The sequence below is a fragment of the Pullulanibacillus pueri genome, assembly GCF_014639255.1.
Taxonomy (GTDB): Bacteria; Bacillota; Bacilli; order Bacillales; family Sporolactobacillaceae; genus Pullulanibacillus; species Pullulanibacillus pueri.
Window position 1 is genome coordinate 77144 of sequence record NZ_BMFV01000014.1, and the last position, 26829, is coordinate 103972.

The window sequence follows — 26829 nt, forward strand, 5'->3', positions numbered from 1 at the left end:
CTCGTTCATACTTTCCCATTTAATTGATAAACGTAGGCTAAAATTTCAGCTACGGCCTTGAAAAATTCCTCTGGAATTTGATCTCCAATTTCTAAACGATGGTACAAAGCCCTCGCGACTTCTTTTTTCTCCACAACAGCCACTTTATTTTCCTTAGCAATGGCCTTAATTCTTTGGGCGATAAGATCAGCACCTTTTGCCACCACTACAGGAGCATCCATTTCTCCATCTTTATATTGAAGAGCAACGGCAAAGTGCGTCGGGTTAGTAATGACGACATCCGCCTTTGGAACATCTTGCATCATACGCCGCATTGCCATTTGTCTCTGCAGCTCGCGGATACGCCCTTTGATTTGTGGATCACCTTCAGTGTTTTTATACTCATCTTTTATTTCTTTTTTGGACATTCGAATATTCTTTGCATGATCAAAGCGTTGATACGCATAATCAAAGGTTCCTAATACAAGCAAAACTATCGAAGCGGCAATTCCCATTTCTGTTGTCACCTTACCAATGGCCACAACCGCTTCCCAGAGTGTACGCTGTGTTAAGGTTAACAGTTGATCGCGATTCATCCATAAAATAATAAACGTTGTTAAACCCACGAGTGTTATTTTAAGTAAAGACTTTAAAAACTCGACAATTGCCCTTAAAGAATAAATACGTTTTATTCCACTTATTGGATCTAAGCGATTTAACTTAAAAGAAAGCGACTCAGTTGTAAATAAGAAGCCGATCTGGACAATATTAGAAAACACACCGATAACAAGGGCTACAATAAGGACAGGCGCCACTATCTTGGCACTCTGCACAGCAAGGGAAGTAAACAATTGATGGACATTCCCTTCGGTTAACACGTGTTGCATCTCTTCAGTATAGGCATGCTGCATGACATCCATTAGTCCTCGGCCCATCCAAGGAACTGCAAAGGTTAATAAGATAAAAATAGAGAGCATTGAGAGCGCACTTGATAAATCAGCACTTTTAGCAACTTGGCCCTTTTTACGCGTATCACTTTTTTTCTTTGGTGTCGCTTTTTCGGTTTTTTCTTCTGCAAAAAATTGGAGATCCAATTGAAGTCTCATCTTACGAACTCCCCAAATAGGTCATAAATTCTTTCATGGCATCAGCACTTAGTTCGAATACCTCACGAAACATTGCCACTAATAAAGGCATTACAACGAGCAATATAATAAGACCGATACCAATTTTTAAGGGAACACCAACGACAAAGACATTAAGCTGTGGGACAGTTCTTGCGATAATACCTACAGCCACATCGACTAGGAAGAGACAGCCAACGATTGGCAAAGCCATCTGTAAAGCAATCGCGAACATCTTTGCTGTTAACTCCGTTACAAAGTGAGCAGTTGAACCTTGATCTAAATGAATGCCTACAACGTCTATCGGAACAAGCTGAAAGCTATAATAAATGCCGTTTAAAATCATGTAATGGGCGTTTGTCGTAAACAAAAACACCATCATAATGATATATAAGAACTGCCCACTTAAAGGCGTCGATGATCCGTTTTCGGGATTAATCAGATTAGCCATCGCAAAACCCATTTGCAAATCAATAAATGTCCCCGCGAGTTGAATCGCATAAAAGAGTATTCCCGCCACAAAACCAATACTCAACCCAACGATAGCTTCTTTGACAAGAAGAAGGGGGTATTGACTTCCCCATTCAACCTTTTGGCTTGTCAAGGTCAGGGTAATAATAAAAGAGAAAATAATGGCAAAAGAAAGTTTGAATCGACTGGGAATCGTCTTATAGCTAAACAATGGGGCGACGAGAAAGAAGCTCGTCATCCTCACTAGCACTAATAAAAACAATGGAAATTCTTGAACAATATTCATTGCTTAACCTACAAACCCATTAAGATTTGAAAAAATATCTTGAGTGAACGTTAATATTCGTGAAAGCATCCATGGACCAAAGATCACGAGCGAAAGTAACACCGCCACAATTTTAGGAATAAAGGCGAGCGTTTGCTCTTGTATTTGCGTTGTCGCTTGAAAAATACTGACGATCAATCCAACGACAAGCGCGATGGCTAAAATAGGGCCACCAATGATTAAGACTAACATGACTGCTTTTTCAGCAATGGATATAACAAATTCCATACTCATTTAACATCAGCATCCTTGTTTTTTTCATCCTGTGTGTACATGTTTTGCTCATACACTACGAATAACTTGATAACAATGATTTAACGATGAGATACCACCCATCGACCATGACGAATAACAAAATCTTAAAAGGTAGAGAAATCATCACAGGGGGCACCATCATCATCCCCATTGCCATCATGACACTTGCGACGACCATATCAATAATTAAAAATGGAATAAAGATCATAAAACCCATTTGGAACGCCGTCTTAAGTTCGCTAATCGTATAAGCAGGAACAAGCGCTGTAAACGGAATATCATGAATGTTTTTTGGCTTATCATAATGGCCATAATCTAAAAATAGATTTAAATCTTTTGTCCGTGTTTCTTTTGCCATGAATTCTTTGAAAGGCTCTTCTGCCTTTTGTAAGGCTTGTTTTTGTGAAAGATCCCCTTTCAAATAAGGCTGCAATGCATCGTGGTTCACATCACTAAAGACAGGCGCCATAATAAAAAAGGTTAAGAAAAGCGATAATCCAATAATGACCTGATTGGGCGGCATCTGTTGAGTCGATAATGACGTCCTAACAAAGGACAAGACAATGACGATACGTGTGAATGATGTCATGAGAATGAGTATGGAAGGCGCCAGTGATAGGACTGTAAGCAAGATCAGTAACTGTACGGTTGTCGCCACGTCCTGGGGTTGGTTAGTTAATAAATCTGTATTTAATCCTGGAAGTAGCTCACTCATTTTTCAGAATCCTTCCCCATGTGTTTTATAACATCATTTGATCTTTGTTTGACGAGTTCCATTAATTGTTTTTGGAATTTAATAGTTTTATTTTTCGGATTGTCATTACCAGTTACTTTTGCCTTTACCGATTGCTTTGTCCATGACATCAATTTAGAGACATTTTTTTGGATGAGATCAGGTGCTTCTTCTTCGTGAAGAAGAGCCTGGACAACGTCTGGGTCGTTAATTTCTTTTAAAAGTTGAACAGAATCCCCAACGCCTACGACTAAAATTTCTCCGCCAATACGGATTAACTGTACTGAGCGATTATTACCAATCGCCACGCCACCCACATTTTTTATGGCCCCATGACTTTGAGATGCCCGTGTCCGTTTAGAAACCAAACGATACAAAAGGTAAATAAGGCCGAGAATAATCGCTAAAGCACCGACTAATTTAATAAAGGTCCAAGTCAGAGATGGACCTTCTGTTGTAGTTGTCGCTTCATTCTTTGTTGTCTTTGTGGAGTCCTTTGTCTTGTCGGCTTGCTGACACTTCTGACTCAATTGGTCAGCAACCGAACGACTGTCATCACATTTTGCAAAGGTGGTTGTATGAAAACCGAAGACAAAAGCCACACATATTATCACACCAATGACTAAATTTCTCGTTAAAACCACCACTATTGATTCCTCTATTCTAACGTCTTCTTAATCGCTTCTAAGACCCGATCACCTTGGAAAGGTTTAACAATGAAATCTTTGGCCCCTGCTTGAATCGCATCAATAACCATCGCCTGTTGTCCCATTGCCGAACACATAATGATTTTGGCTTGCGGGTCAATTTTTTTAATTTCTTTTAAGCTTGTAATCCCATCAACTTCAGGCATCGTAATATCCATTAAAACTAAATCAGGCTGATGCTCTTTATATTTTTCAATCGCCTCTTGACCATTACTTGCCTCGCCAACAACCTCAAAACCATTTTTCACTAAAATATCCTTGATCATCATTCTCATAAATGCTGCATCATCTACAACTAAAATACGGTTTGCCATTTTATCTTACCTCCAGAATGTATACACTATTTATCATTTATAGTTTTTGTAATCGATCTCGTTGATTTATTATTTCAGTTATTCGCACACCAAAGTTCTCATCAATAACAACAACCTCGCCTTTAGCGATCGGTTTCTCATTGATTAAAACATCCACAGGCTCCCCAGCGAGCTTCTCTAATTCAATCACAGAACCCGGACCCAACTCTAAAATATCTTTGATTCTTTTTCTTGTTCTTCCTAGCTCAACCGTTACCGTTAAAGGAACGTCTAAAAGCAGATCAATATTTCTTGATTGAACCGTGGGTTGGACATCATCAAATTCTGTAAAAGCAGCAGATTGAACCTTAGTACTTGCATCGACAAAAGCAGTCGATTCGGTTCTCTTTATTGCTTCATTATTATTGTGCGTTTCTTGGTTATTTGATGGTGTGCTAACCGTTTCTTGCGGTGCTGTCACACTTTCTTCCTGATAGCCTGATTGTTGTGATTCATGAATAGATGTTAATTCAGCCACAAGCGCTTTGGCAAAATCAATAGGTACAAGCTGCATAATACTTGAATCAACGAGATTGCCTATCTTCAAGCGGAAGGACACTTTAACAAAGGATTCATGAGAAGGAATGGTATCCATACCGACTTCTTTTTCCATATCAAGAATCTCTGCCACAGGCGGAGAAATATCCACCCTTTTTTCAAACATCGTTGACATGGATGTTGCTGAAGATCCCATCATTTGATTCATGGCTTCTTGGACTGCGCTAAGTTGAATTTCATCAATCACCGGCTGAGGATGCGTTCCATCGCCACCTAACATGAGATCAGCAATAACACTTGCATCTTCGCGTTTGATTAGTAAAACATTAGATCCTTTAAAGCCTTCAGTATAATTCACAAGCACGGAAACATGTGGAAAGGGAAATTCATTGTTCAACTGTCCCTGTGTGATATAACTAATTTCTGGTGTTGTGATTTCTACCTTTTGGTTTAAAAGCGTTGAAAGAGCTGTCGCTGCATTACTAAAAGAGATATTACCAATTTCACCTAAGGTATCTTTTTCGATCGGCGAGAGAACATTCAACTCTCCCTGTTCGGATGTGCTTTGGGCAGGCTCGTCAATATCTACACCATTTAACAATGCATCGATTTCCTCTTGTGAAAGCATGCCGTCGTCTTGTGTCATACGTCCTCACTTCCTTCCTCTATTACATCAAGTATTTGAATAGCCATATGCTTATTTTTTAAGCCTGGCTGTGCCGTGAACTTAGGGTACGAACCAACTTTCACCACAATCGGATCATCAATGCGTTTATATAATGGAATAACATCATTCACATTAAGATCAATAAAATCATTGATCGTTAATTTGGTTTCACCTAGTTCCGCTTGAACTTCAACTGATGCATCTTGGACATTTAATTTCATTTTCGTCGCATCTTCTGGCGTCGCGTCTTTACTACTTTCTACCATCCACTGATGTAGAGATAAATTAGGAATGGCAGGTTCCAGAGAGACGTGAGGTAAACAAATATTAATCATCCCACTTGCTTCACCTATTTGCGCTTGTAAAGAAATGACGACGACAGTTTCGTTAGGGGATGCCATTTGCAGAAATTGTGTGTTCACTTCAAAGTCCTGCATTTCAGGCTCTATCTCGAAAACTGTTGCCCAAGCATCCTTATAGGGTTCAAGAGCACTTTCGAAGATTTGAGAAATCAGTTTTGATTCAATTTCTGTCAAATTATCAATTTTATTAAAGCTTTCTCCTACCCCACCCAAAAGTCGATCAAGCATCGCATAAGCAATATTGGGGTTCACCTCGATCACCATTCGTCCTGACAATGGTTGAGCCTCAAACACATTTAAAATGGTTAAAGACGGTACTGAGCGCACAAATTCTTCATAAGGAAGCTGATCAACCGAGGCTACTGAAATTTGCACATAGGTTCGTAGTCTAGCAGAAAAGTAACTTGTGAGTAATCGTGCATAATTTTCATGGATCCGTGTTAGACTGCGAAATTGGTCTTTAGAAAATCGCAACGCACGTTTAAAATCATAAACCTTTTCTTTCTTTTGGTCTTCTTCTTTTAATAATTCCTCAGCATTCATTTCACCTGTAGAAATCGCTGATAATAACGCGTCTATTTCCGATTGAGATAAGACATCCGCCAATGGAGTTCACCTCTTTTCCTTTCATTTCATCCCCTAAGAAGCTATTGAATAATTTTTTCCGTCGTATACACATGGACGATAGTTCCATTCTTCATCAAATTGTTGAGTTTTTCTTGCAAGGAGGTTTCTAATTTTTGCAACCCTTTTTCGCCATTAAGGTCTGCTTCCGATTTATTCGATAATAGATATAAAATTTCATTATTCACTTGGAATTGGCGTTTTTCTAACTCAGATTTAGCTTTCTTATTAGAAACTTCAATTAAAAAAGTGACTTTAATAAATTTATTATCTTTTAAGTTCGTTGTGATCTCATCAGTAGTTACTGATAAGTGGTCCACTACTTCGCCTATACTTGGAGGGCTGTCTTTTGCATGGGCTTTATGCGACAAGTAGTAGAACACCCCTGCTCCAGCAAGCGTGAAGCACGCCATTACAATCAATAACGTATTCAGAGTTTTGCTTCTAAACACTTGCATTTCCCTCCCTATCATTCATCGTGGCATATAATCCAATACTTTTTAGAAAAGCAACTGTTTTTTGAGTGACCTCTTCTTCTGTATCTCGCACAATGAGCTTCTTCCCACTAAGTAAAGTAATAGTGGTATCAGGCAATGATTCAACCTGCTCGATAAGACAAGCATTTAAGGTGAGTGATTTTCCATTAATCCGGGTCAATTTAATCATAAAAAGGGATCGGAGGCCTCCGACCCCTCCCCTCCTTCACTATCGTTTCAAGTTTACAAGTTCTTCTAATATGGAATCGGCAGTGGTAATGACACGAGCATTCGCTTGGAAACCTCTTTGTGCCTCAATCATGTCCGTGAATTCTTCTGAAAGATCTACATTAGACATTTCTAGAGCGCCTGCCTGTAAAGTGCCACCATTTTCACCCGGGGCGACGATAACCGCATCTCCTGAGTTACTCGTGTTCTTATAAAGCAAACCTCCTGCCGATTCTAACCCCCCTGGGTTATTAAACTGGCTTAAGACAACCTGTCCAAGTAATTGAATGTCCCCGTTAGAAAGAACGCCATAAATTTCTCCGGAAGAACCAATACTATAGCTGTCTAAAGTGGTGACATCTCCGACAACCTCAGCTGTTGGAGGGGATTGAAAGGCTGTTAAAGCACTAAAGTCGATATCCCCTTGATTAATAGTTGCAACGGAGCCATTACCATAATCAAAATTGATGCTATTCCCTCCATCTATAGAAAGGGACTTAAAGGAACCGTCCGTATCCATCGTGATCGTTCCCGTTTGTGATGCTGGTGTTGAACCTGGTGCATCAATCGTGAAAGTAAAATTACTAATATATGGATTCCCATCTTTATCCTCAGCCGTATCCGTTCCTTGAAGCGTAATTGAAGCTGTATGCTCATTTCCATTAGAATCAAAAACTTCAAATGAAATGGGATCACTTGTTGGGAAAGTCCCACCAGCATTTGGCTTTAAATCATCATAATTAAGATTTCCCACAAGATTTAACCAGCTCGTTTGCGGTTGGACAACACGATCATCACTGATTCCAAGGTTAGTCAACTTGCTTTTGTCGATACCACCGGTTTTTTCATCTACACCATAACCCATCAATTTAAGACCAGCTGAATTGACGAGATTACCATTCGTATCAAGATAAAAGTTTCCCGCCCGTGTGTAATAGGAATTCGCTCCATCTTTGACCACAAAATAACCATCTCCAGATATCGCCAAATCCAGTGCACGTCCGGTTGTTTGTGTGCTCCCTTGCGTATCAATGCTGTCGACTGAGGCTGTTTGCGAGCCTAATCCTACCGCTATTGGATTCGTCCCCCCACGTTGGTAAGTAGGTGCACTCGCACCAGAGATTTGCTGGCTAACAAGATCCGAAAAAGTAATTCTTCCTTTTTTAAACCCAGTTGTATTAACGTTGGCAATATTGTTCCCTATGACATCAAGTTTCGTTTGAAAGTTCTTAAGTCCACTTATTGCGGAATACATCGATCTAAGCATCTTTTACTTCCTCCTTATTTTAAAACCGCTTCTGTCATTCAGCGATTTAAAGGCCCCCGTCGTAGGTCCAGCCCTAATCGTTTAATAAAATCGTGCCATTGATATTAGAAAAAATATGTTGATCCGCTTCACCACGGTTCATAATGGTAATCACTGTATTATTCTGAGCATTAACCACCATTGCCTCTTTCTTGGTAACCACCAACGAATCCTTAATGCCCATTGCCTTTGCTTCCTGTAGGCGATCATAGATGCGATTCCACTGTTCAGGCTGAATATCGATATTACGCTCACTCATCCGTTTAGCGGCATGTTTACTAATATTAAGTGGCGTAAGATTATTCTTATAAAGACTATCCTTTAAGGTGTCATTAAAACTAACTTGATTCTTGGTCTTCGTCTGCGTAGGCGTGTATGGCTGTCCATTCAAAGGCTGTACAAACCGGTGAGTATGAATCGTATTCACCATGGCTCCTTACCCCCTTATACCGACGCTTCTGACTGTTTCTCTGGCTGATCACTTAAACTGGCATCTGCTAACTTCGTCACTGTTGCTGGATCAACGCTTTGCCCCGATTGGGTAAGATAGTAGATTTGACCGTCTTTATTCGTCACGGCTTTAACCACATCTGTATAGCTTTGCGTATCTGTTGTCCCATCCTCATTATCTGTGGACAATTCCCAACTTACCGTTTTCCCAATGACATTAGAGAGTTGCCCCAACATGTTATTGCTTTGAGAATCGACAAACTTGCTCAGCATATCAGTCATATTATTCGTTTGCTCAAGTGACGTAAAGTTGGCCATTTGAGAAATAAATTGTGTATCATCCATGGGGTTTTCTGGATCTTGAGATTGTAATTGCGTGATAAGTAATTTAAGAAAATCGTCTTTTCCTAAGGAATCTTTATTTGTTGCCACTGCATTAGTTTGGTTTTGATTTTGCCATAATAAAGACGGATCGACTTTCATTACACTTCTCCTCCTCTAAACCAGTCTTCAAAACTAAGTTCTGAATCTTGATCGAAATCATTTAAAAAATAGGTGGGCTCGCTTGATTGCTGATCGCGTTCTTGGTGATGGTGCTGATCCTGTCTTTGCTGGGAGCCATCCTTTGGCGTTTGCCCCGATGAGACTTGATCGGCTTGTAAAACTTCAAGCTTATGCACCGATAAACCATTAGCCGCCAGCGAATCCTTTAAATGAAGCAATTGCGATTGGATGAGCTCCTTGGTAGATGATGAATGAGCGGTTAAAGTGGCAACCAAACCTTCATCGGTCTGATTGAGGACCACTTGAACACTGCCTAGGTTTTCTGGATGTAGCTTAATCGTTAATTGAACTTGTCCATCTGCAAGAGTTTTAAATTGTCCTTGAGCGATTAATGTTTTCACATTGTCTGTGATTTGACCGGAAACATTTGGTGGCTCTGAATGGCCAGAGTGAAGGACAAACTGTTGAACTTTATTCATCGTTCCACTCACAAACGACATGGACTTTGAGCCGGTCTGATCCGTCGTGCTCTTGTCGTCCTTTTTATCGACCTGGACAACGTTTTGTCCTGCCATAACATCCTTCTTTGGTAACTGTACGCCCTTTTGTAAGACACTTGGTGCCATTGATTTTTCGCTTAAATACACTTCCTTATCAACCAAACCTTTTGGTAATGAGGAAGCCTGCTTTTCGGGAGGATCCGAATGCTGATTCAGAGTACTAGTCCCCTTTTGGACAGAGTCTTTTGCCGTCGAAGGTGGCGAGAGTTGCTCCACCATTTCCCTCAATGTGTTGCATTGTTGTTGCCCATCACTTAGCACTGCAGGAGGTACTATTCCAGCGAGAAGTGAGGCGTCGTCACTAACCATATCTTCAATTTTCTTTAAAGTGGTTTTTAATTGGTTCATGAATGAGTTCTGTTGGGTTAAAGGCGTTGCTTTTAAAGCCTTATTAAGTGACGTCAATGTATTCACTAAACTGGAAACCGTGGTGTCTACATCGTCGGACTGACCTTGACCCAGTTTTTCCATCAAGTCATTAGTCAGTGTATCAAGCTTGCATAGAAGCTTCTGCAATACTGTCGTATCAAGAGTCTCCTTACTTGAATCAGCTTTATTAATCGTTGCGTTTGGTGAATGCTTTTCTGTAGACGCCTCTACTAGTGCAGCCACCATGGACTTAAAATCAGCGACGCCTTGAACACCAGCCAAATTAGTAGAGAGTGTAGAAGGAAGCAGCTGTTGATTGCCCCCTGAGCTTGGCGATCCTATAATCGATGATGCAATGTCGGCCGAGACCATTGTTTTCACCTCCTTTCATATTTAGTTGTGCAGTGCTGGTTTTACGAGCCTGAATCAGCATCTGTTGTCGTTGAATTGGATTCCAGTAAAGGGGTCAATTTTGCCGCCTTCTGCGGAGATAAATTTTCCATAATCTCTGCCTTCGTTTTGTTATTCAGCATGTTAATATATTTCGCGGCTTCATCATTAGACATTTGATTAAAAATCGCCGCCGCTTTTTCCGTATCCATATTTTGATAGGTTTGGGCAATCACTTTCATTTTAGCTTGCTCTTCTTCATTAACCGCCGTTTCACTTGTTTGTTCCTCTTGAGATTTCAACTTATCTATTTGATCATTCAACGCTTTTATTTGCTCATCTTTAGTTGACATTTGTTTATTTAAATCTTTCACCTCTGAACGTGCGTTAGAGAGTTGTTTTTTTAATGCTTTGGTTTCATCAGCCTGGTCATTACTCACACTTTTTTGATTTGCTGTCCCCTTTTTATCAACAAATTGAGAGACAACTGGAATATGTGTGGCCCACTGCCGTGTTTCCGATGACAAATCAAATCCTGAAATTTTCAAGAACAACACAACCATTGTGAAAATGAACAATAATGGAATAATGATGACTAAAAGACCTTTTAAAAATTTAAAGATGCGACTTTCTTTCTGCTCGCTCATGTTTCCACATCCTCGTTACTGTCTAAAATAATTAATGGCTGCCTTTTCATCCATGACCTTGTTTTCCTTTTGTTTTTCGAGCTGAGCATAATTATCTTGCTGAATACTTTTAAGCTTTTCAAACTTCTTAAGTTCAATAGATTTCTCCATAAGCTTTTGATGAAATTGTTCAACTCTCACTCGCATTTGGTTATAGCGATGTTGCTCTTCTATAATATGGTGACCAATCTTTTGTAAAAGAAAGGTCTGATCAATGACATCAGCAACCCTTACCCTTTGCCGCTTTTTTGTTTCAAATTGCTCCTGAAGCTTTTCTTTTCGCTGCATTAAATCAATGAGCTTTTTGCCCTGTTCTTCCAACAAAGCATAAACTTCATTATATTGACGTTCTAAAACCTTTTTTTCACTTTCATTGATTTTCATCATACGATCAAAGCGAAAAACAAATGCCATTGTTAGTCACCTCAATTAAATAGTTGGACCAATTGTTGAACGGCCTCATCCTTGGTGTTGATTTCTTCTTCCGATTGCATTAAGTAAGACAAAATATCTGGCCGATAACGAATGGCTTCATCAATTTCACGTGAACTCCCGGGCTTGTATGCCCCGATTTGGATTAAATCCTCTGATTCCTCATATTTAGCGAGATGTGCTCGAAAAGTATTTGCCGCTTTTAAGTGCTCACGGTCAACAATTCCGGACATCACACGACTAATACTTTTTAATATATTAATGGCTGGATATTGCCCTTTTTCCGCCAATTTACGGTCAAGAACGATATGTCCATCAAGGATCCCGCGTGCCGTATCAGAAATAGGCTCATCTAAATCGCCACCGTCAACAAGAACGGTATAAAAAGCAGTAATAGTCCCATGAGGATCTGTCCCAGCACGTTCTAACAATTGTGGCATTAAAGCAAATACTGAAGGAGGATAACCCTTCGTTGTAGGAGGCTCCCCTACCGCCAAACCAATTTCCCTTTGTGCCATAGAAACACGCGTGAGAGAATCCATCATTAAAAGGACATCTTTTCCTTGCGACCGAAAATATTCAGCAATTGCCGTTGCCGTATAGGCGGCTTTGATTCTCATAAGCGCCGGTTGATCTGAAGTCGCAACGACAACAACCGAGCGTTGCAAGCCCAATTCGCCTAAATCCTTCTCAATGAATTCTCTTACTTCTCGTCCCCGTTCACCAATAAGGGCAATAACATTAAGATCTGCAGAAGATTGACGGGCAATCATACCTAAAAGCGTACTTTTCCCAACCCCACTTCCGGCAAAGATCCCCATCCTTTGTCCTTTACCTACTGTTAGTAAACCATCAATTGACCGGACACCAAGGGAAATGGCTTCATTGATACGTGGTCTCATCAATGGATTTGGAGGCATTTGCATCGTTGGATAATCCACTAAACCCCGCATCCCACTGTAATCATCCATTGGTAGACCTAAACTATCAACAACTTGTCCAATCAGTTCTTCTCCAACCTTAATGTTTAAAGGTTTACCTGTGGATTCTACTAAGCTTCCAGGAGCAATATTGTCTAAACTCGTATAGGGCATGAGTAACAGATTTTCATCATTAAACCCCACAACTTCTGCGAGAATAGGCACTTTCTTATGGGTCAAATAAATATGGCATAGATCGCCAACCGAAGCATTAGGGCCTCGAGACTCAATCATTAACCCGACTACCCGAGTGATTTTGCCAAACCAATAATAAGGATCAATATCTTTGATTTTACTGATGAGTTGATAAGCCTTTTTCATTACTAGGGTCCTCCAGCAGCTCATAAAGCTTTGATCTTATCTTTTTTAATTGATTATCAATACCCGCTTCTATTCGTCCAAAAGAGGTTTCTATGAAACAGTCATTTTCCGCCAGTTGATCATCTGGAATAATGAGGACCCGATGATGATGTGTAATCGACTCAATCTCTTCCCTATTCTCAATCACATGCACATACCATCTAGGATTGAGAATTAATTTTATCGGTTCTTGGTCGCGGACCTGACGTATGGCTTTTTTGACAAGTGAGTTCCACTTGCTTGGATCAGCCTCAATTTCCGTATCAATAATCGTCTCGCTGATCGTCAGTGCTAGGTCGAGAATCTCTTTTTCGGCTTGCTCTAAATATTTATGGTAATCCACTTCCGCACTTTGAATGATTTTCTGAGCTTCAACGAGCTGGGTCTGATAGGTATTTAAGGCTTCCTGTTTCCCTTCCTCAAACCCTTGCTGCTTACCAGAGGCTCTAGCTTCTGCTAACACCCGCTCTTTTTCCTGTTCAAGCTCCAATTGCTTTTGTTTGACTTGTTCTTGGAATTCCTGGGCTTCTTTTTCAACTTGTTCTCGTATCGCTTCGGCTTCTTTTTCAGCATCGGCCGTTATTCGGCGAGCAACCTCTTTAAGCTCAGGGGGGAAGTCCATCTGCGTACTCGCGTTAATTTTTACCATCTTATGTTTAATCGATCGTTGTTCCTGTTCAGGCACAACCGCTTTTATCACATTAGACAATAATATCATCTCCGCCACCACGAGCAATAACGACTTCACCCGTGTCTTCAAGTCTACGAATCGTCGAAACTATTTTTGATTGCGCCTCTTCAACATCCTTCAAACGAACAGGTCCCATGAATTCCATTTCTTCTTTGAAACTTTCCACACGCCGTTGCGACATGTTTTGGAATATAATGCCTTTAACTTCCTCACTGGCCGTCTTTAATGAAAGCAAGAGATCTTCATTATCCACTTCTCTAATGATCCTTTGAATCGCTCGATTATCAAGTCCAACAATGTCTTCAAAGACAAACATCCGCTTCTTAATTTCTTCAGAGAGCTCAGGTGCCTGAATATTAAGCGCATCAAGAATAGTCTTTTCAGTCGCTCGATCAACACCATTCAGCACATTAACCACAGCTTCTATACCACCAGCCTTTGTATAGTCTTGAGAGACGGTTGTGGAGAACTTCTTCTCTAAAATTAATTCCACCTCGTTAATAATTTCCGGAGATGTGCGATCCATTGTTGCAATTCTCCGAGCGACCTCGGTTTGTAATTCCTGAGGTAAGGAAGAAAGAACTTGTCCTGCTTGTGCAGGTTCTAAGTAGGCCATGACAAGGGCGATCGTTTGTGGGTGCTCATGTTGTAAAAAATTTAAAATTTGTTGGGCATCTGATTTCCTTAGAAAATCAAAAGGCTTCACTTGTAAAGACGAGGTCAAACGATTGATGATTTCTGAAGCTGAATTTTTCCCAAGAGCTTTCTCTAAAATTTGTTTCGCATAGCCAATACCACCTTGGCTAATGTAATTTTGTGCCATCACAATTTGATAAAACTGCTCAAGCACTTCATCTTTAACATCTTGTTCGACTCTTCTAACATTGGCAATTTCCAGCGTCAATTCTTCGATTTCGTTCTCATTGAGTGCCTTAAAAACCTGTGCTGCTACATCTGCCCCAAGCGATATCAGAAGAATGGCTGCTTTTTCTCTTCCGGTTAAAGAGGATAATTTAGTTACCATTAAATACTTTCACCTACCCCAATAAACACATCGACTTCCAAGAAAATTAAGGTTATTCACCTATGACTTATTCTTCTGAAAACCACGTTCTTAATAATTTTGCAAATTCTGTCGGGTTATCACGCGCGAGCGTTTCTAACTGGACCTTTTTCTGCTTTTCCGGTGAATCATTTTTTTGCATTTCTGCTAAAAGATCAGGTTCATTGTCCATATATTGAGTCGTCTCTTCATATTCTTCAATATCCTCATCCTGATTTCGCCTTCTCAAAAGGATAATAAGCAAGACGATAATGATGAGTGCTAAGATACCTGCAGCGATATAAATCCAATAGGTTGGTTTTTTCACTTGCTTTACCGGTGTGTCTGTTTGCTTCCCGTGAAATTGTTCAACAGTGACGACTGACTTTGCATCCAGCTCATCTTGTGTCAAACTTTTATCAGAATCACTTAAAGTCGTTTTAATAATGGTATTAAGAATTTGTTTAATATCACTTGAACTTTGAGCGGTTAATGAACTGGGATCATTGGCCTTTGGCGGTTCAACCATAACTTGTATACCTAAATCATTTATTTTATAAGGGCTTTTTTCAATATCATTGGTAATATGGTTAAACACATTATTGACTCTATCCTCAACATGTTCATAATCGCCACTCTCACCACCGTCAGAAGCTTCATAGGTCGGGACTTGACTATCTCCTGTCCCCACATTTCCTGCAGCACCATCACCCTTATAAGACTCGGTAATGTGTTCTGTTGAAACCTTCAATCCATCCATTGTATCTTTATCAACGGGTTCAACAAGTTCTTCTTTACTCTTCTCTTTGGTAAAGTCGATGTCGCTTGTGACATTGACCATAACCTTATCGGTCCCCATCATCATGCCAAGCATCTGTTGAACGCGTTGCTGGATATCTTTTTCAATATCATTCTTGACTTGCTGCTGTTGTTGATATGCAGATAAAGTCGAATCGGAATTTTCTAGATTTTTTTGGTCATAATAGTTAAAATATTGGTCCATTATGACGATATTATCTTCAGGAAGGTTTGGCACACTTTTTGAAGCTAAGTGATATAAACCCTCAATCTGTTCATCCTTTAACTGATATCCTGAATCTAGAGTAAGAACGATGGACGCTGAAGCCTTTTCAGGATCATCACTTACCCAAACATCTTGCTCTGGTAAATTAAGCATAACCTGGGCTGACTTCACACCTGATATTCCTTTGATGAGATTGGAAAGCTCGGTTTCCATTGCCGCTTTATTGAGAACATCAAATTGTTTATCTGTCATACCAAATTGCGTATTTTCGCTAAAGGTAGAGTAATCAATTTGACCCGTTTTAGGCAGTCCTTCAGATGCGAGTTCAACTTTAAGCGTATCTACTTGTTCTTTTGGAACACTTATCATCGTCCCGCCATCTTCAATTTTATATGGAACACCTTTTGAATCTAAATTATCCTTTATTTGCCCTGTCTCACTTTCTGACAGGTTACTATACAATGGAACATAATTTTTATGAGAGCTTAAAGCAACGATAACAATAACGACAACAGCGATAATCCCGATAGCGATAAACAACCCTGTCTTTTGTTTTCGACTTTGCTTCGCCCAGATTGCTTTCGAACGATTGATAAGTGTCGCAAACTTCTCCTTCATGCATTGTTCCTCCAAAAAAAAAAATCAGACTTGCATTCTCATAACTTCCTGATAGGCATTGACGACTTTGTCTCGAACTTCCACAGCAAGCTTGAGTGTCACTTCAGACTTTTCCATGGCGATCATGACGTCATGCAAATTATTTGCTTTTCCACTAAGTAATTGGTTTACCGCATCATCTGAAGCCGTCTCAGATTGATTGACTTTGTCTAAAGCTTGTCCAAGAATATTTGAAAATGACTTTTGTGCGGATTGAACACTATTGGTTTTATTGCTCGCTGTTAGAGCAGTTGGAGCACTTGAATTAGAGAGTAATTGAATAGGAGTGGTCATACGTGTCTATCTCCTTTAGAATCTTTGATTTTATTTACCTATTTGCAACGCATTTGTTAGCATACTTTTGTTTGCATTAAGTACAGTTACGTTGGCTTCGTAGGAACGCGTTGCACTCATCATATCGACCATTTCTTTTAATGGATCAACATTTGGCATCTCTACATAGCCCTCTTGATTCGCATCTGGGTTCGTAGGATCATAGACTAACTTAAAAGGGGTTTGGTCTTCTGTGATCTTACTCACTTTCACTCCACCCATCTGTGAATTTCCTGTGCCCATCGCTGAAGATAACTGTGAGCTAAATCCACCATTATTACTAGAAAAAGAAACCATTTTCCGACGATAAGGTACCCATTCACCATTCACCTTTTGGGCACGGGTGGTTTCAGCATTTGCCATGTTTGAAGACACAACATCCATACGTAAGCGTTCAGCTGTTAATGCTGATCCAGAGATATTAATCCCACTAAAAATCCCCATAGTTATTGCCCTCCGCCTAAAACAATGTTCAATTTATTGAATTCTCTCGAAATAGCTTCGGTATAGCTTTGATATTGCAATTGTGTTTTTGCTAATTCAGTCATCTGTTCATCGGCATCAACATTGTTCCCATTATTTTGGATGCTGGAATTCCGATCAACGACAATTTGGGATTGTCCTGAATTTGAAAACTCAAAATGACGTGGATCCGTTCGATTGGCAGTCATTGCCGATTGCAAGACATCTCCAAACACAACTTTTTTCGCTTTATAGTTCGGCGTATCAATATTCGCTATATTTTGAGAAATGACATTCTGAGAAAGACTGGTCTGATCAAGCGCTCGTTGTAAGTTACCAATCGATGAAAGGTTTAAAATGGCCAACTCTTTGTCCCTCTTTTCTATAGATCATCTTTAAATTCATTTTAACAAGTTTCGACAACATGTGAGCATTTATTTCACCAATGCATTTTTTTGATACGAAAGCCCCAGATATCTTTAGGTCTTTTGTACTGTTTTGTTTTAATTTGTCTAATTATGTTTGCTGATTTTCCTTTTATAGTTTAATGGAGAATGGATTTATTAACAATAGGAGAGAAATGGTAGTTTGACAAAAAAAGAAAGGGGGAAATTGTCGAACAAAAACAGATACAATAGAGCTAAGCACAAAGACCTATCTTTAGTGAGTTCTTTACTTCGGCTCTTCTATAGGAAATAAGTCCTGATAGTCCAAACCATACCCGTTGTTCCTTACTAAATAAAGCATTGATCAATTTTATACTAAAAACTTACTTCAGAAAACAGGTGGAAGAAGTGGAAGATGTGAAACATCAGAGGGAAAAACTATTTCGTGAACACTTACTACGCGCAGTATGCCATGGCGTAACCAAGCACAGGAGACTTATATATACAGAACCACCCAAAGCCCTTCGACTTATCAACCAAAAGATAAGGGCGCGGTTGGTAACCCCTTTATGCATCGCATAGCGCTTGAGCAGTACCAGTGGAAAAGGATTGTCTTGGAGAGATTAACACACTCTACAGCTATGACATCTTTTGAATAATCAAAGAAACAGTTGTACCTTAAAGATACAACTGTTTCTTTTCAATTTTATTATTTACTTCTGATTTTGTCTAATTCAACAAGGAATTTATCGTTTAATACTTTGATGTATGTGCCCTTCATCCCTAATGAACGAGACTCAATTACACCAGCACTTTCAAGCTTACGAAGGGCATTAACGATAACTGAACGTGTAATCCCTACGCGATCGGCAATTTTACTTGCAACAAGTAAACCCTCTTTGCCGTCCAATTCATTAAAAATGTGTTCAATGGCTTCAAGCTCACTATAAGATAAGCTACTAATCGCCATTTGAACAACCGCTTTTTCACGTGCTTCATCTTCAATTTCTTCTGTTTTCTCACGAAGAATTTCCATACCAACTACAGTAGCCCCATATTCAGCTAAAATAAGATCTTCTTCAGTAAAAGAAGCGCTCATTCTCGAAAGAATTAAAGTTCCTAGACGCTCACCACCACCAACGATAGGAACAATAGTTGTTAACCCATTCTCAAACAACTCTTTATTTTCTACAGGGAAAGCTGTGAAACGGCTATTAATATCAAGGTTTGAAGACGTTTCAGCAACAGAGAATAGGCTTTGGGTATATTCTTCTGGGAATTGACGTTGTTCAAACATTTCTTTCATACGTGCGTTTTCAAATTCAAGGTTTAATGCCATGCCTAATAACTTTCCTCGGCGACTTAATACAAAGATATTAGATTCAATGACATTACGGAGCGTCTCCGCCATTTCATTAAAGTTAACAGGTGTTGCTGTTCGTTGCAGCATATTATTGATTTTTCTTGTTTTGTCTAAAAGATTCATTTTACTAAAATCCTCCTAAATGGTTTTCTATAAGATATATTGGCTCAAATCGCGGTTTTTTGCGATAGATGCTAATTTTTCATCGACATATTCTGGCGTAATCACAATTTTCTCAAGTGTAATATCTGGGGCTTCAAACAATAGATCCTCAAGGAGTTTTTCTAAAATCGTGTGTAGTCGTCTGGCACCGATATTATCTGTTTGTTGATTGACCTCTAAAGCAATGGTTGCGATTTTACGAATAGCTTCGTCAGAAAATTCAACATCTATACCTTCTGTTTTTAGTAATGCTTGATATTGTTTTAAAAGAGCATTATTTGGCTTCACCAAAATATTAATAAAATCATCAATGGATAAACTATTGAGCTCTACTCGAATCGGAAACCGCCCTTGAAGCTCAGGGATAAGATCCGACGGTTTCGCCATATGAAAAGCACCCGCAGCAATAAATAACATATGATCCGTCTTCACTGATCCATATTTCGTAATGACTGTTGAACCCTCAACAATGGGTAATATGTCCCTTTGTACACCTTCTCGAGACACATCTCCTGATCCTTGTTGACTTTTCCCAGCAATTTTATCGATTTCATCAAGAAAAATAATCCCAGATTGTTCAGCTCTGGTGACTCCATCTTGTGAAACTTCATCCATATCAATCAGTTTTTGCGCTTCGTCTTGCGTGAGGACCGCTCGTGCTTCTCGAACGGTTAACTTCCGTCGCTTTTTCTTTTTCGGCATCATATTGCCCAACATATCCTGCATATTCATGCCTAATTGTTCCATACCCGCGCCTTGGAACAGATCAAACATCCCCTGTTGTTGCTGCTCTTCGACTTCAACAGTGACAAGTTTGTCTTCCAATTCGCCAAGAGCTAATAGTCGTCTTGTTTGTTCGCGCTTCTCTTTAACCGATTGATTCATATCGTCATTCTCATTTTGGGTGTCATCGTTTGTATTGTTCCCAAAAAACATTTCAAAAGGATTCTTTGCACCTGATGTTTTTTTGTTGGAAGGGACTAAGATCTCAACAAGCCGTTCGTTCGCTAATTCTTCTGCTTTAGCTTGCACCTCAGCCATTTTCTCCTCTTTAACTAACCGTATAGATGTTTCGACAAGGTCTCTAACCATTGACTCCACATCCCTACCCACATAACCAACTTCTGTAAATTTTGTGGCTTCTAGTTTGATAAAAGGAGCACCGACAAGTTTTGCCAATCGGCGAGCAATTTCAGTTTTCCCAACGCCTGTTGGACCAATCATTAGAATATTTTTTGGAACAATCTCATCACGAATTTTTTCATCCAATAAGGTTCGACGATAACGATTACGCAATGCAATCGCAACGGATTTCTTAGCCTTGTCTTGACCGATAATATAACGGTCAAGCTGTTCGACGATCTGTCTCGGAGTTAAAGCCTCTGACATTCTCCTAACGCCTCCTTGTCGTGCGCTTAAAGCTCTTCGACCACAATATTATTATTAGTAAAGACACAAATTTCACCAGCAATTTCAAGAGCATGCCGAGCAATTTCCCCAGCCTCAAGATCTTCGCCACCATATCTCATTAGAGCACGGCCAGCAGCTAAGGCATAATTACCTCCTGAACCAATGGCCAAGATGCCATCATCAGGTTCTATTACTTCACCGGTTCCAGAGACTAAAAGAAGATTCTCTTCATTCATAACAATAAGCATGGCCTCAAGTTGTCGAAGCATTTTATCACTTCGCCATTCTTTAGCCAATTCTACAGCTGCTCTTTTCAAATTACCATTAAAAGCTTCTAAACGCCCTTCAAACTTTTCATACAGGGTGAAGGCATCTGCTACTGAACCAGCAAAACCTGCAATCACTTTTCCACCGTATAAACGTCTGACTTTTTTTGCCGTATGCTTCATCACGACTGATTGCCCTAATGTAACTTGGCCATCTCCAGCCATCGCCGAACGTCCCTTGTGATGAATAGCAAAAATTGTGGTTGCATGAAATTTTAAAGAATCACTCAATTGTAATTCCCTCCTTATGCACGGGGATGATGATTCATGTAAGTCTTACGTAATCGTTCTTTAGAAACATGTGTATAAATTTGTGTGGTTGACAAATTAGAATGCCCTAATAACTCCTGAACAGAACGAAGATCTGCCCCTGCATCCAAAAGATGTGTGGCAAAGGTATGCCTCAAGGTATGTGGACTCATCTTCGTTGTTAGTGCTGCTTTACTCACTTGATCTTTCAGGATATTTCGCACACTTCGATCTGAAAGTTGACCCCCACGATAGTTTACAAATACAAATGTATGACTATTATCACCTTTAATGAGTGTTTTTCTTCCATGATTTATGTAAGTTTCTAAAGCTTCGAGTGCATAACTACCGATAGGAACATAACGTTCTTTTCTACCCTTCCCCTGTACAAGAACAACCCCAATGTCGAAATCAATAGCTTCAATCTTCATACCGACAAGTTCACTTACACGTGCCCCTGTGGCATATAGAGTTTCTAATATCGCTTGATTTCGTTGTCCCAATGGCGTATTGAGATCTTCAACATTAAAAAGCATCCCCAATTCTTCTTGATATAAAAATTGCGGAAGCCTTTGCGCTTGTTTAGGTAAAGCAGCGGTTGTGAACGGATTATTGCGAACCCTATGTTCTCTTTCTAAAAAACGATAAAAGCTACGCATACTTGATAACTTTCGTGCGATTGTCCTTCTTGATAATCCATTTTCATGCAATTGCGTCAAAAAAAGACGTACTGAAGAGTACGTTACTGAGTCAAAACCTTGAATAATTTCTTGCTTCATAAACGCTTGAAATTGTTCAATGTCCTGAAGATAACTTTTTATCGTTAATTCAGAGGCATTTTTTTCAACTTCAAGGTAGTGTACAAAATGTTGCAATCGGTTATCCAATGATTCATCCTCCTCTTCAGAAGCCTACTAAATCTTATCACAATTCAGGTAACGGGGCAACAAAGTTTGCAATTTTGTAACAACATTCTGAATTGTGTCAGAATTTACCTTTTTTTATTACTCTAAAAAAGAGAGGAACAGGACAAAACATTTTTCATGCAGTCCTGTTATTTATACTCCCTCATACTGTCCTAGTTTTGAGGCTCTTCCTTATAATCGCAAGATGAACATTGTACCGTTGTTCCTTTTTTGCTTTTCTTCTCAACAAGATACTCTCCACACTTCGGACAAGATCTCGCCAGCGGTTTATCCCATGAAACAAAATCACATTCAGGATAACGATCACAGCCGTAAAATGTCCGACGTTTCTTGCTTTTTCGTTCAACGATTTCACCCTTTTTACAACTGGGACATTGAACGCCGACTTTTTTAAGAATAGGCTTCGTGTTCCTGCAATCCGGAAAATTTGAACAAGCTAAAAATTTCCCATAGCGCCCCATTTTGTACACCATCTCATGGCCACACTTCTCACAGTCAATCCCAGCCGGTTCGTCTTTTATTTCGACTTCTTTCATTTCTTTTTCGGCTACTTTAAGTCGTTTTTCAAATTCTTGATAGAAATCGGCAATAATGCTGATCCATTTCTTTTTACCCTCTTCAACGGAATCAAGATCATCTTCCATTTTGGCTGTAAAATCAACGTCGATAATTTCAGGAAAAAAATTGACAACTTGCTCAAAAACGACCTCACCTAGTTCAGTGGGTATAAACTTCTTATCTTCCAAAGTAACATAATTTCGGCGTTGAATGGTATCAATAGTGGGTGCATATGTCGATGGGCGTCCGATACCTAATTCTTCCATCGTTCTCACTAGCCTTGCTTCACTGTAGCGAGGTGGCGGCTGAGTAAAATGCTGTTTAGGATCAATGGCCTCTTTTTTAACCTTCATACCATCGGTGAGTTCTGGTAAATAATTTTCTTCTTCCTTTTTGTTATCGTCGTTCCCCTCAATGTACAACTTCATAAATCCTGGAAATTTTATTTTTGATCCCGTTGCTCTGAATGTAATACCATTATTCGTCAAATCAGCACGAACAGTATCCATCACAGCCGGCGCCATTTGACTGGCCACAAATCTTTCCCATATCAGTTTATACAGTTTGTATTGATCGCGACTTAAATACTCTTTGATATCCTTTGGTAATATGAGTACCGAGGTCGGACGGATCGCCTCATGGGCGTCCTGGGCATTTTCAGATTTTTTTGCCTTCTGAACCCCTTTGCCTACATAAGACTCTCCATAATTTTGTTTGATATACCCCGTAGCCTCTTCTTTTGCAACATCTGAAATGCGTGTTGAATCGGTACGCATATATGTAATCAAACCCGTAATCCCTTGTTTACCAATATCGATTCCTTCATATAATTGCTGGGCTACCATCATCGTTTTCCGAGCTCTATAATTCAGTTTTCTAGCGGCTTCTTGCTGTAGTGATGAGGTAATGAATGGTGGAACGGGATTGCGGAAGCGCTCTTTCTTCGTTACGCCACTCACTTCAAAAGTGTTGCCTTTAATCGTCTGTAAAACCTCATCTACTTCTTCTTTCGTTTTCAATTGAAGCTTTTTGCCGTCTTTGCCGTAAAATTGAGCAGAAAAGCTTTCCTCATTTTCTTTAAAAATCCCTTTAATACTCCAATATTCTTCAGGTTGAAACTGTTGAATTTCTTTTTCACGCTCGATAATTAATTTTAGGGCAACAGATTGAACTCGACCAGCACTAAGCCCTTTTTTTACTTTTTTCCATAATAATGGACTGATATTATAACCGACTAGGCGGTCCAGGACCCTCCTCGCTTGTTGGGCATCCACAAGATCCATATTAATCGTCCTTGGTTTCTTAAACGCATCTTTAATGGCTTGCTTCGTAATTTCATTAAAGACCACCCTACAGTCAGATGTCGTGTCAATATCTAAACTATGAGCGAGATGCCAAGCAATCGCTTCTCCTTCACGATCAGGGTCAGCTGCAAGATAGACTTTCTTCACTTTTTTGGCTGCAGCTTTCAGTTCCTTGAGTACAGGCCCTTTTCCTCGAATCGTAATATAGCTTGGATTAAAATTATTCTCTATATCAACACCCATTTTACTTTTTGGGAGATCACGTACATGGCCCATCGATGCTTTTACTTCGAACTTTTTTCCTAAATACCGTTTAATGGTTTTCGCCTTTGCGGGAGACTCAACGATAACTAAATAATCCTCCATAAAAACATGCTCCCCCTTTCTTAAATGGAAATGAAAATTCTTCACTTATCTTAAATATAGTCTTTTCGTTTGTCAAACAATCAAACTAATAGTAATTCATAGGCGATTCAGTTTTACCGTGTCAAAGGAGTGCTAAATTGACTTAAAATATCTTCTGCTGAGGTGACAAGTTGAGCGCCTTGTTGAATTAATCGATGTGTCCCAACTGTATTCATATTAAATATATTTCCTGGAATTGCAAACACTTCTCTTCCTTGTTCAAGTGCTTGATCAGCAGTGATTAGAGAGCCGCTTTTTTCTTGTGCTTCAACAACAAGCGTCCCCATACTTAAACCGCTTACAATTCTGTTGCGCTCAGGAAATTGCCAACGCTTTGGCGGCTGGTCTGGAGGGTATTCACTTATGACCAAATGATATTTTATAAGATTTTGGAATAGGGATAAATGTTTTTTAGGATAGGGGTGCAGGAGGCCCGAACCAAGAACCGCAATTGTAGAGGATCGCAGAGCATGGTGGTGAGCTGCTCCATCTACGCCTAGTGCCATCCCACTCACAATCGTCCATCCCTGGTCTACTAATGGAGTCAAGATAAATCGGAGAGCTGTTAAACCTTCTTTCGTTGGCTTTCTTGTCCCTACAACGCTGAGAAGCTGTTGGTGCTGAAAAATCGCTCTATTTCCCTTGGTATAAAGGACCCATGGTGGATCATAAATCATTTTTAATAGTGGAGGATACTCAGGATCAAAAACGGTCAAGACCTCTATCCCTGCTGCCTTGTAGTCTTCTAATTTCTTCTCGATATCAAGGGTATGGAGATCCCTATGAAAAAGTTCCGCATATTGACGTTGAAAAGAAAATTCCCGAATAAGTGTGTTCACAGAAAGTTCATAAATAGAAACTAAATCTTGATCTTCTTTCAATAATTTATCAATACCACGCCACCCTATCCCGCGGCAGTGGTGGATATGAATTAATCGCTCTTCTCTGTTCAAATTCCCCCGCCTCTTTTTATTATATTCACACTTTTCAATGCTATTATTCTTATTAAACTTCTAGGGTGTTAATTCCTGCTTATGATTTAAAAAATTTATAAAAAGGGAAAACTTTTCAAAATGAACAGTCATTTTTTAAGGACTCATTACCTTTTTCGACAAGATTTAAAAAAACTTCCATCCTTAACAGACATATTCTTACATAAGCCACCCAATAAAATTATATGAGCTCTTACCTCTTACAATTAAATAGAATAACAGCACTCGATTCTTGTTTAGGGACTGAATAAGGTTTCTTATGTCAAAAACCTCTGGCCTTCAATTTAGGAGCGACAGAAAGACTAATATCCATAAAAGTTTAACATTTTTTGCAAATATCATTTAAATCATTCGAAAAGCATTGAAATTGTCTATCAATCTTCACATTTCGGCTAGAGTCAAATGTTGGGGTAGGAGTAAAACTTCTACTCTTTATCCCCACTTAAAAATCTAACGATTTATATTGATGATGCAATAATACCCTTAATCTTAAACGATCATAACGTTGGAAACCAAAGGCATTTCGTTTTATTACCTTTGGTTGATTGTTTAAGCCTTCAATAAATCCATTACTTTCACCTTTTGAGTGCGGTAGTCATGGACCTTGTTGGTTCGCTCCCCACATGCTGGACATTTGTGTTTTTTCTTGGAATTTCAATATAAAGATAAAAGCTACCATTCATCTCTTCCGTTTTGGTAATCCTATCGTCTTCTAATCCAGGTAAATTCATGTTAAACTGCATAGACACGTAATTCCAATCCTTGTTCTTGTTTCTCGTCAATTCAAGTGTAAAGGATATAGGAGCTTACGTGTATTTTTTTGCCGTTTTTTAAAAGGGACAAGAATACAAAGTGAAAAATGGCGAGACCCCGCAGGACACAAAAGGATAAGTCCGAGGAGGCTTGCGGATTGCCCGCGGAAAGCGAGTTATTTTTCACTTAACCAAAACAGCATTGTAAATTGTCTACAAACCCCAACATATATAATAGAGCCGGTTTTTAAAAGGTTCAAGAATACAAAGTGAAAAATGGCGAGACTCCTGCGGGAATAGCAAGCCAGGCGAGACCCCGCAGGACACAAAAGGATAAGTCCGAGGAGGCTCGCGGATTGCCCGCGGAAAGCGAGTCATTTTTCACTTAACCAAAACAGCATTGTAAATTGTCTACAAAACCCCAACATATATAATAGAGCAACGATTATTACAGGAGAAAAAAAATGATGGAAAGCAATTAGAGACATTAATCGAAAAGAGTGTTGGAGCCGGCATGAATGTTGAAACAGTCATTGGAGATGCTGCTTATTCAGAAAGGGAAATATCACGTATACCAAAGAGAAAGAAATGAAAGTAGTTGCCAAACTAAATTCCCTTTAGTTTCACAAGGTTATCGAACGAAAGAAGATGAGTTCGAATTTAATAAAGACGTAGGTATGTACGTATGTAAAGCAGGGCATATGGCTATTAGGAAAGCCCGTCAAGGCAAAAAAATGTAGCTGGAAATCCGGTACAATGTTTCAAAATCCTCGGCTCTATTAGATATGGAAAGGCAAGTTACAGTAAATGTGAAAGGATATTGAAATTAATAAATTAAAAAAAGGGTAAATAGACAATTAAAAACCATTAAAAGACGACCTGAAAATGAAGTGCCCCCTGTCAAGTAGACAGTGGAAATAATAAAAAGGATTTAAGCGGCTTTAGTTC

29 protein-coding genes and 3 pseudogenes are annotated in these 26829 nt (G+C 39.4%); 1 reads left to right on the forward strand and 31 read right to left on the reverse strand.

Going from position 1 to position 26829, the window contains the following annotated elements; genetic code table 11:
• Positions 1-5 precede the first annotated feature (5 nt).
• The 31 genes and pseudogenes from flhB to IEV91_RS22080 all read right to left on the reverse strand — a co-directional run.
• A complete protein-coding gene (gene flhB, locus IEV91_RS10430; RefSeq protein WP_188497375.1) occupies positions 6-1085 on the reverse strand; it encodes a flagellar biosynthesis protein FlhB in 1080 nt (359 codons plus the stop codon).
• 1 nt (position 1086) lies between these two features.
• Positions 1087-1860: a flagellar biosynthetic protein FliR gene (gene fliR, locus IEV91_RS10435; protein WP_188497376.1), complete on the reverse strand. Its 774-nt coding sequence runs from the start codon at positions 1858-1860 to the stop codon at positions 1087-1089.
• A 3-nt stretch (positions 1861-1863) separates the two neighbouring features.
• Entirely contained in the window at positions 1864-2133 is a 270-nt protein-coding gene (gene fliQ, locus IEV91_RS10440) for a flagellar biosynthesis protein FliQ (protein WP_188497377.1), read from the reverse strand.
• Positions 2134-2188: 55 nt separating this feature from the next.
• A complete protein-coding gene (gene fliP / locus IEV91_RS10445; RefSeq protein ID WP_188497378.1) occupies positions 2189-2869 on the reverse strand; it encodes a flagellar type III secretion system pore protein FliP in 681 nt (226 codons plus the stop codon).
• The gene (fliO, locus tag IEV91_RS10450; protein ID WP_188497379.1) at positions 2866-3534 is read right to left on the reverse strand and encodes a flagellar biosynthetic protein FliO; all 669 of its coding nucleotides are present in this window, start codon (positions 3532-3534) and stop codon (positions 2866-2868) included. The genes fliP and fliO overlap by 4 nt, the downstream gene beginning before the upstream one ends.
• Before the next feature lie 11 nt (positions 3535-3545).
• A complete protein-coding gene (cheY, locus tag IEV91_RS10455; RefSeq protein WP_188497380.1) occupies positions 3546-3908 on the reverse strand; it encodes a chemotaxis protein CheY in 363 nt (120 codons plus the stop codon).
• Between the two features lie 37 nt (positions 3909-3945).
• Positions 3946-5091, reverse strand: coding sequence for a flagellar motor switch phosphatase FliY (gene fliY, locus IEV91_RS10460; RefSeq protein ID WP_188497381.1), 1146 nt, complete (start codon positions 5089-5091; stop codon positions 3946-3948).
• Entirely contained in the window at positions 5088-6080 is a 993-nt protein-coding gene (gene fliM, locus IEV91_RS10465; RefSeq protein WP_188497382.1) for a flagellar motor switch protein FliM, read from the reverse strand. Before fliM ends, fliY begins: the two co-directional genes overlap by 4 nt.
• Positions 6081-6121: 41 nt before the next feature.
• Positions 6122-6550 (reverse strand): flagellar basal body-associated protein FliL, encoded by a 429-nt coding sequence (gene fliL, locus IEV91_RS10470; RefSeq protein WP_188497383.1) that lies wholly within the window; start codon positions 6548-6550, stop codon positions 6122-6124.
• A complete protein-coding gene (locus IEV91_RS10475; protein ID WP_188497384.1) occupies positions 6543-6764 on the reverse strand; it encodes a flagellar FlbD family protein in 222 nt (73 codons plus the stop codon). Before IEV91_RS10475 ends, fliL begins: the two co-directional genes overlap by 8 nt.
• Positions 6765-6803: 39 nt before the next feature.
• Positions 6804-8069 (reverse strand): flagellar hook protein FlgE, encoded by a 1266-nt coding sequence (locus IEV91_RS10480; RefSeq protein WP_188497385.1) that lies wholly within the window; start codon positions 8067-8069, stop codon positions 6804-6806.
• A 73-nt stretch (positions 8070-8142) separates the two neighbouring features.
• Complete coding sequence (locus IEV91_RS10485; protein ID WP_188497386.1) at positions 8143-8538, reverse strand: TIGR02530 family flagellar biosynthesis protein; 396 nt, start codon at positions 8536-8538, stop codon at positions 8143-8145.
• A 14-nt stretch (positions 8539-8552) separates the two neighbouring features.
• Positions 8553-9041, reverse strand: a complete 489-nt coding sequence (flgD, locus tag IEV91_RS10490; protein WP_188497387.1) for a flagellar hook assembly protein FlgD — start codon at positions 9039-9041, stop codon at positions 8553-8555.
• A complete protein-coding gene (locus tag IEV91_RS10495; protein WP_188497388.1) occupies positions 9041-10363 on the reverse strand; it encodes a flagellar hook-length control protein FliK in 1323 nt (440 codons plus the stop codon). The genes flgD and IEV91_RS10495 overlap by 1 nt, the downstream gene beginning before the upstream one ends.
• 41 nt (positions 10364-10404) lie before the next feature.
• Positions 10405-11028 (reverse strand): MotE family protein, encoded by a 624-nt coding sequence (locus IEV91_RS10500; RefSeq protein ID WP_188497389.1) that lies wholly within the window; start codon positions 11026-11028, stop codon positions 10405-10407.
• 15 nt (positions 11029-11043) lie between these two features.
• Positions 11044-11481, reverse strand: a complete 438-nt coding sequence (gene fliJ / locus IEV91_RS10505) for a flagellar export protein FliJ (protein WP_188497390.1) — start codon at positions 11479-11481, stop codon at positions 11044-11046.
• Between the two features lie 11 nt (positions 11482-11492).
• Positions 11493-12800, reverse strand: coding sequence for a flagellar protein export ATPase FliI (fliI, locus tag IEV91_RS10510; protein ID WP_188497391.1), 1308 nt, complete (start codon positions 12798-12800; stop codon positions 11493-11495).
• Positions 12772-13539 carry a flagellar assembly protein FliH gene (gene fliH, locus IEV91_RS10515; protein WP_229745528.1) on the reverse strand — a complete coding sequence of 256 codons (768 nt, stop codon included), beginning with the start codon at positions 13537-13539 and terminating at the stop codon, positions 12772-12774. The genes fliI and fliH overlap by 29 nt, the downstream gene beginning before the upstream one ends.
• A gap of 1 nt (position 13540) precedes the next feature.
• Entirely contained in the window at positions 13541-14554 is a 1014-nt protein-coding gene (fliG, locus tag IEV91_RS10520; RefSeq protein WP_188497393.1) for a flagellar motor switch protein FliG, read from the reverse strand.
• A 67-nt stretch (positions 14555-14621) separates the two neighbouring features.
• Positions 14622-16214 (reverse strand): flagellar basal-body MS-ring/collar protein FliF, encoded by a 1593-nt coding sequence (fliF, locus tag IEV91_RS10525; protein ID WP_188497394.1) that lies wholly within the window; start codon positions 16212-16214, stop codon positions 14622-14624.
• Positions 16215-16238: 24 nt separating this feature from the next.
• Positions 16239-16547, reverse strand: a complete 309-nt coding sequence (fliE, locus tag IEV91_RS10530) for a flagellar hook-basal body complex protein FliE (protein WP_188497395.1) — start codon at positions 16545-16547, stop codon at positions 16239-16241.
• A gap of 30 nt (positions 16548-16577) precedes the next feature.
• On the reverse strand, positions 16578-17030 hold the full coding sequence (gene flgC / locus IEV91_RS10535; RefSeq protein WP_188497396.1) for a flagellar basal body rod protein FlgC: 453 nt from the start codon (positions 17028-17030) through the stop codon (positions 16578-16580).
• A gap of 2 nt (positions 17031-17032) precedes the next feature.
• Positions 17033-17413: a flagellar basal body rod protein FlgB gene (gene flgB / locus IEV91_RS10540; protein ID WP_188497397.1), complete on the reverse strand. Its 381-nt coding sequence runs from the start codon at positions 17411-17413 to the stop codon at positions 17033-17035.
• Positions 17414-18143: 730 nt separating this feature from the next.
• Positions 18144-18920 carry a GTP-sensing pleiotropic transcriptional regulator CodY gene (gene codY, locus IEV91_RS10545; protein WP_188497398.1) on the reverse strand — a complete coding sequence of 259 codons (777 nt, stop codon included), beginning with the start codon at positions 18918-18920 and terminating at the stop codon, positions 18144-18146.
• Between the two features lie 27 nt (positions 18921-18947).
• Entirely contained in the window at positions 18948-20348 is a 1401-nt protein-coding gene (gene hslU, locus IEV91_RS10550) for an ATP-dependent protease ATPase subunit HslU (RefSeq protein ID WP_188497399.1), read from the reverse strand.
• A gap of 26 nt (positions 20349-20374) precedes the next feature.
• Positions 20375-20926, reverse strand: a complete 552-nt coding sequence (gene hslV / locus IEV91_RS10555) for an ATP-dependent protease subunit HslV (protein ID WP_188497400.1) — start codon at positions 20924-20926, stop codon at positions 20375-20377.
• 14 nt (positions 20927-20940) lie between these two features.
• A complete protein-coding gene (xerC, locus tag IEV91_RS10560; RefSeq protein ID WP_188497401.1) occupies positions 20941-21831 on the reverse strand; it encodes a tyrosine recombinase XerC in 891 nt (296 codons plus the stop codon).
• A gap of 191 nt (positions 21832-22022) precedes the next feature.
• Positions 22023-24098, reverse strand: a complete 2076-nt coding sequence (topA, locus tag IEV91_RS10565) for a type I DNA topoisomerase (RefSeq protein ID WP_188497402.1) — start codon at positions 24096-24098, stop codon at positions 22023-22025.
• 113 nt (positions 24099-24211) lie between these two features.
• On the reverse strand, positions 24212-25090 hold the full coding sequence (gene dprA, locus IEV91_RS10570) for a DNA-processing protein DprA (RefSeq protein WP_188497403.1): 879 nt from the start codon (positions 25088-25090) through the stop codon (positions 24212-24214).
• Positions 25091-25571: 481 nt separating this feature from the next.
• Positions 25572-25703: pseudogene (locus IEV91_RS10575) on the reverse strand (transposase); the annotation flags it as partial.
• Positions 25679-25735 (reverse strand): annotated as a pseudogene (locus tag IEV91_RS22080) (hypothetical protein); the annotation flags it as partial. The pseudogenes IEV91_RS10575 and IEV91_RS22080, both read right to left, overlap by 25 nt.
• 558 nt (positions 25736-26293) lie before the next feature.
• Here IEV91_RS22080 and IEV91_RS10585 point away from each other — a divergent pair.
• Positions 26294-26615, forward strand: a pseudogene (locus IEV91_RS10585) (IS5/IS1182 family transposase); the annotation flags it as partial.
• Positions 26616-26829: the final 214 nt, after the last annotated feature.

Excerpts from the sequence above, each read along its gene's own strand:
- fliI (WP_188497391.1), bottom strand. The coding sequence starts at position 12,800 with ATGAAAAAGGCTTATCAACTCATCAGTAAAATCAAAGATATTGATCCT.
- fliJ (WP_188497390.1), bottom strand. The coding sequence starts at position 11,481 with ATGGCATTTGTTTTTCGCTTTGATCGTATGATGAAAATCAATGAAAGT.
- codY (WP_188497398.1), bottom strand. The coding sequence starts at position 18,920 with ATGAATCTTTTAGACAAAACAAGAAAAATCAATAATATGCTGCAACGA.
- hslU (WP_188497399.1), bottom strand. The coding sequence starts at position 20,348 with ATGTCAGAGGCTTTAACTCCGAGACAGATCGTCGAACAGCTTGACCGT.
- IEV91_RS10495 (WP_188497388.1), bottom strand. The coding sequence starts at position 10,363 with ATGGTCTCGGCCGACATTGCATCATCGATTATAGGATCGCCAAGCTCA.
- cheY (WP_188497380.1), bottom strand. The coding sequence starts at position 3,908 with ATGGCAAACCGTATTTTAGTTGTAGATGATGCAGCATTTATGAGAATG.
- fliE (WP_188497395.1), bottom strand. The coding sequence starts at position 16,547 with ATGACCACTCCTATTCAATTACTCTCTAATTCAAGTGCTCCAACTGCT.
- topA (WP_188497402.1), bottom strand. The coding sequence starts at position 24,098 with ATGGAGGATTATTTAGTTATCGTTGAGTCTCCCGCAAAGGCGAAAACC.
- IEV91_RS10475 (WP_188497384.1), bottom strand. The coding sequence starts at position 6,764 with ATGATTAAATTGACCCGGATTAATGGAAAATCACTCACCTTAAATGCT.
- IEV91_RS10485 (WP_188497386.1), bottom strand. The coding sequence starts at position 8,538 with ATGGTGAATACGATTCATACTCACCGGTTTGTACAGCCTTTGAATGGA.
- flgD (WP_188497387.1), bottom strand. The coding sequence starts at position 9,041 with ATGAAAGTCGATCCGTCTTTATTATGGCAAAATCAAAACCAAACTAAT.
- fliR (WP_188497376.1), bottom strand. The coding sequence starts at position 1,860 with ATGAATATTGTTCAAGAATTTCCATTGTTTTTATTAGTGCTAGTGAGG.
- fliQ (WP_188497377.1), bottom strand. The coding sequence starts at position 2,133 with ATGAGTATGGAATTTGTTATATCCATTGCTGAAAAAGCAGTCATGTTA.
- flgC (WP_188497396.1), bottom strand. The coding sequence starts at position 17,030 with ATGGGGATTTTTAGTGGGATTAATATCTCTGGATCAGCATTAACAGCT.
- fliP (WP_188497378.1), bottom strand. The coding sequence starts at position 2,869 with ATGAGTGAGCTACTTCCAGGATTAAATACAGATTTATTAACTAACCAA.
- IEV91_RS10480 (WP_188497385.1), bottom strand. The coding sequence starts at position 8,069 with ATGCTTAGATCGATGTATTCCGCAATAAGTGGACTTAAGAACTTTCAA.
- fliF (WP_188497394.1), bottom strand. The coding sequence starts at position 16,214 with ATGAAGGAGAAGTTTGCGACACTTATCAATCGTTCGAAAGCAATCTGG.
- flhB (WP_188497375.1), bottom strand. The coding sequence starts at position 1,085 with ATGAGACTTCAATTGGATCTCCAATTTTTTGCAGAAGAAAAAACCGAA.
- fliY (WP_188497381.1), bottom strand. The coding sequence starts at position 5,091 with ATGACACAAGACGACGGCATGCTTTCACAAGAGGAAATCGATGCATTG.
- fliG (WP_188497393.1), bottom strand. The coding sequence starts at position 14,554 with ATGGTAACTAAATTATCCTCTTTAACCGGAAGAGAAAAAGCAGCCATT.
- IEV91_RS10500 (WP_188497389.1), bottom strand. The coding sequence starts at position 11,028 with ATGAGCGAGCAGAAAGAAAGTCGCATCTTTAAATTTTTAAAAGGTCTT.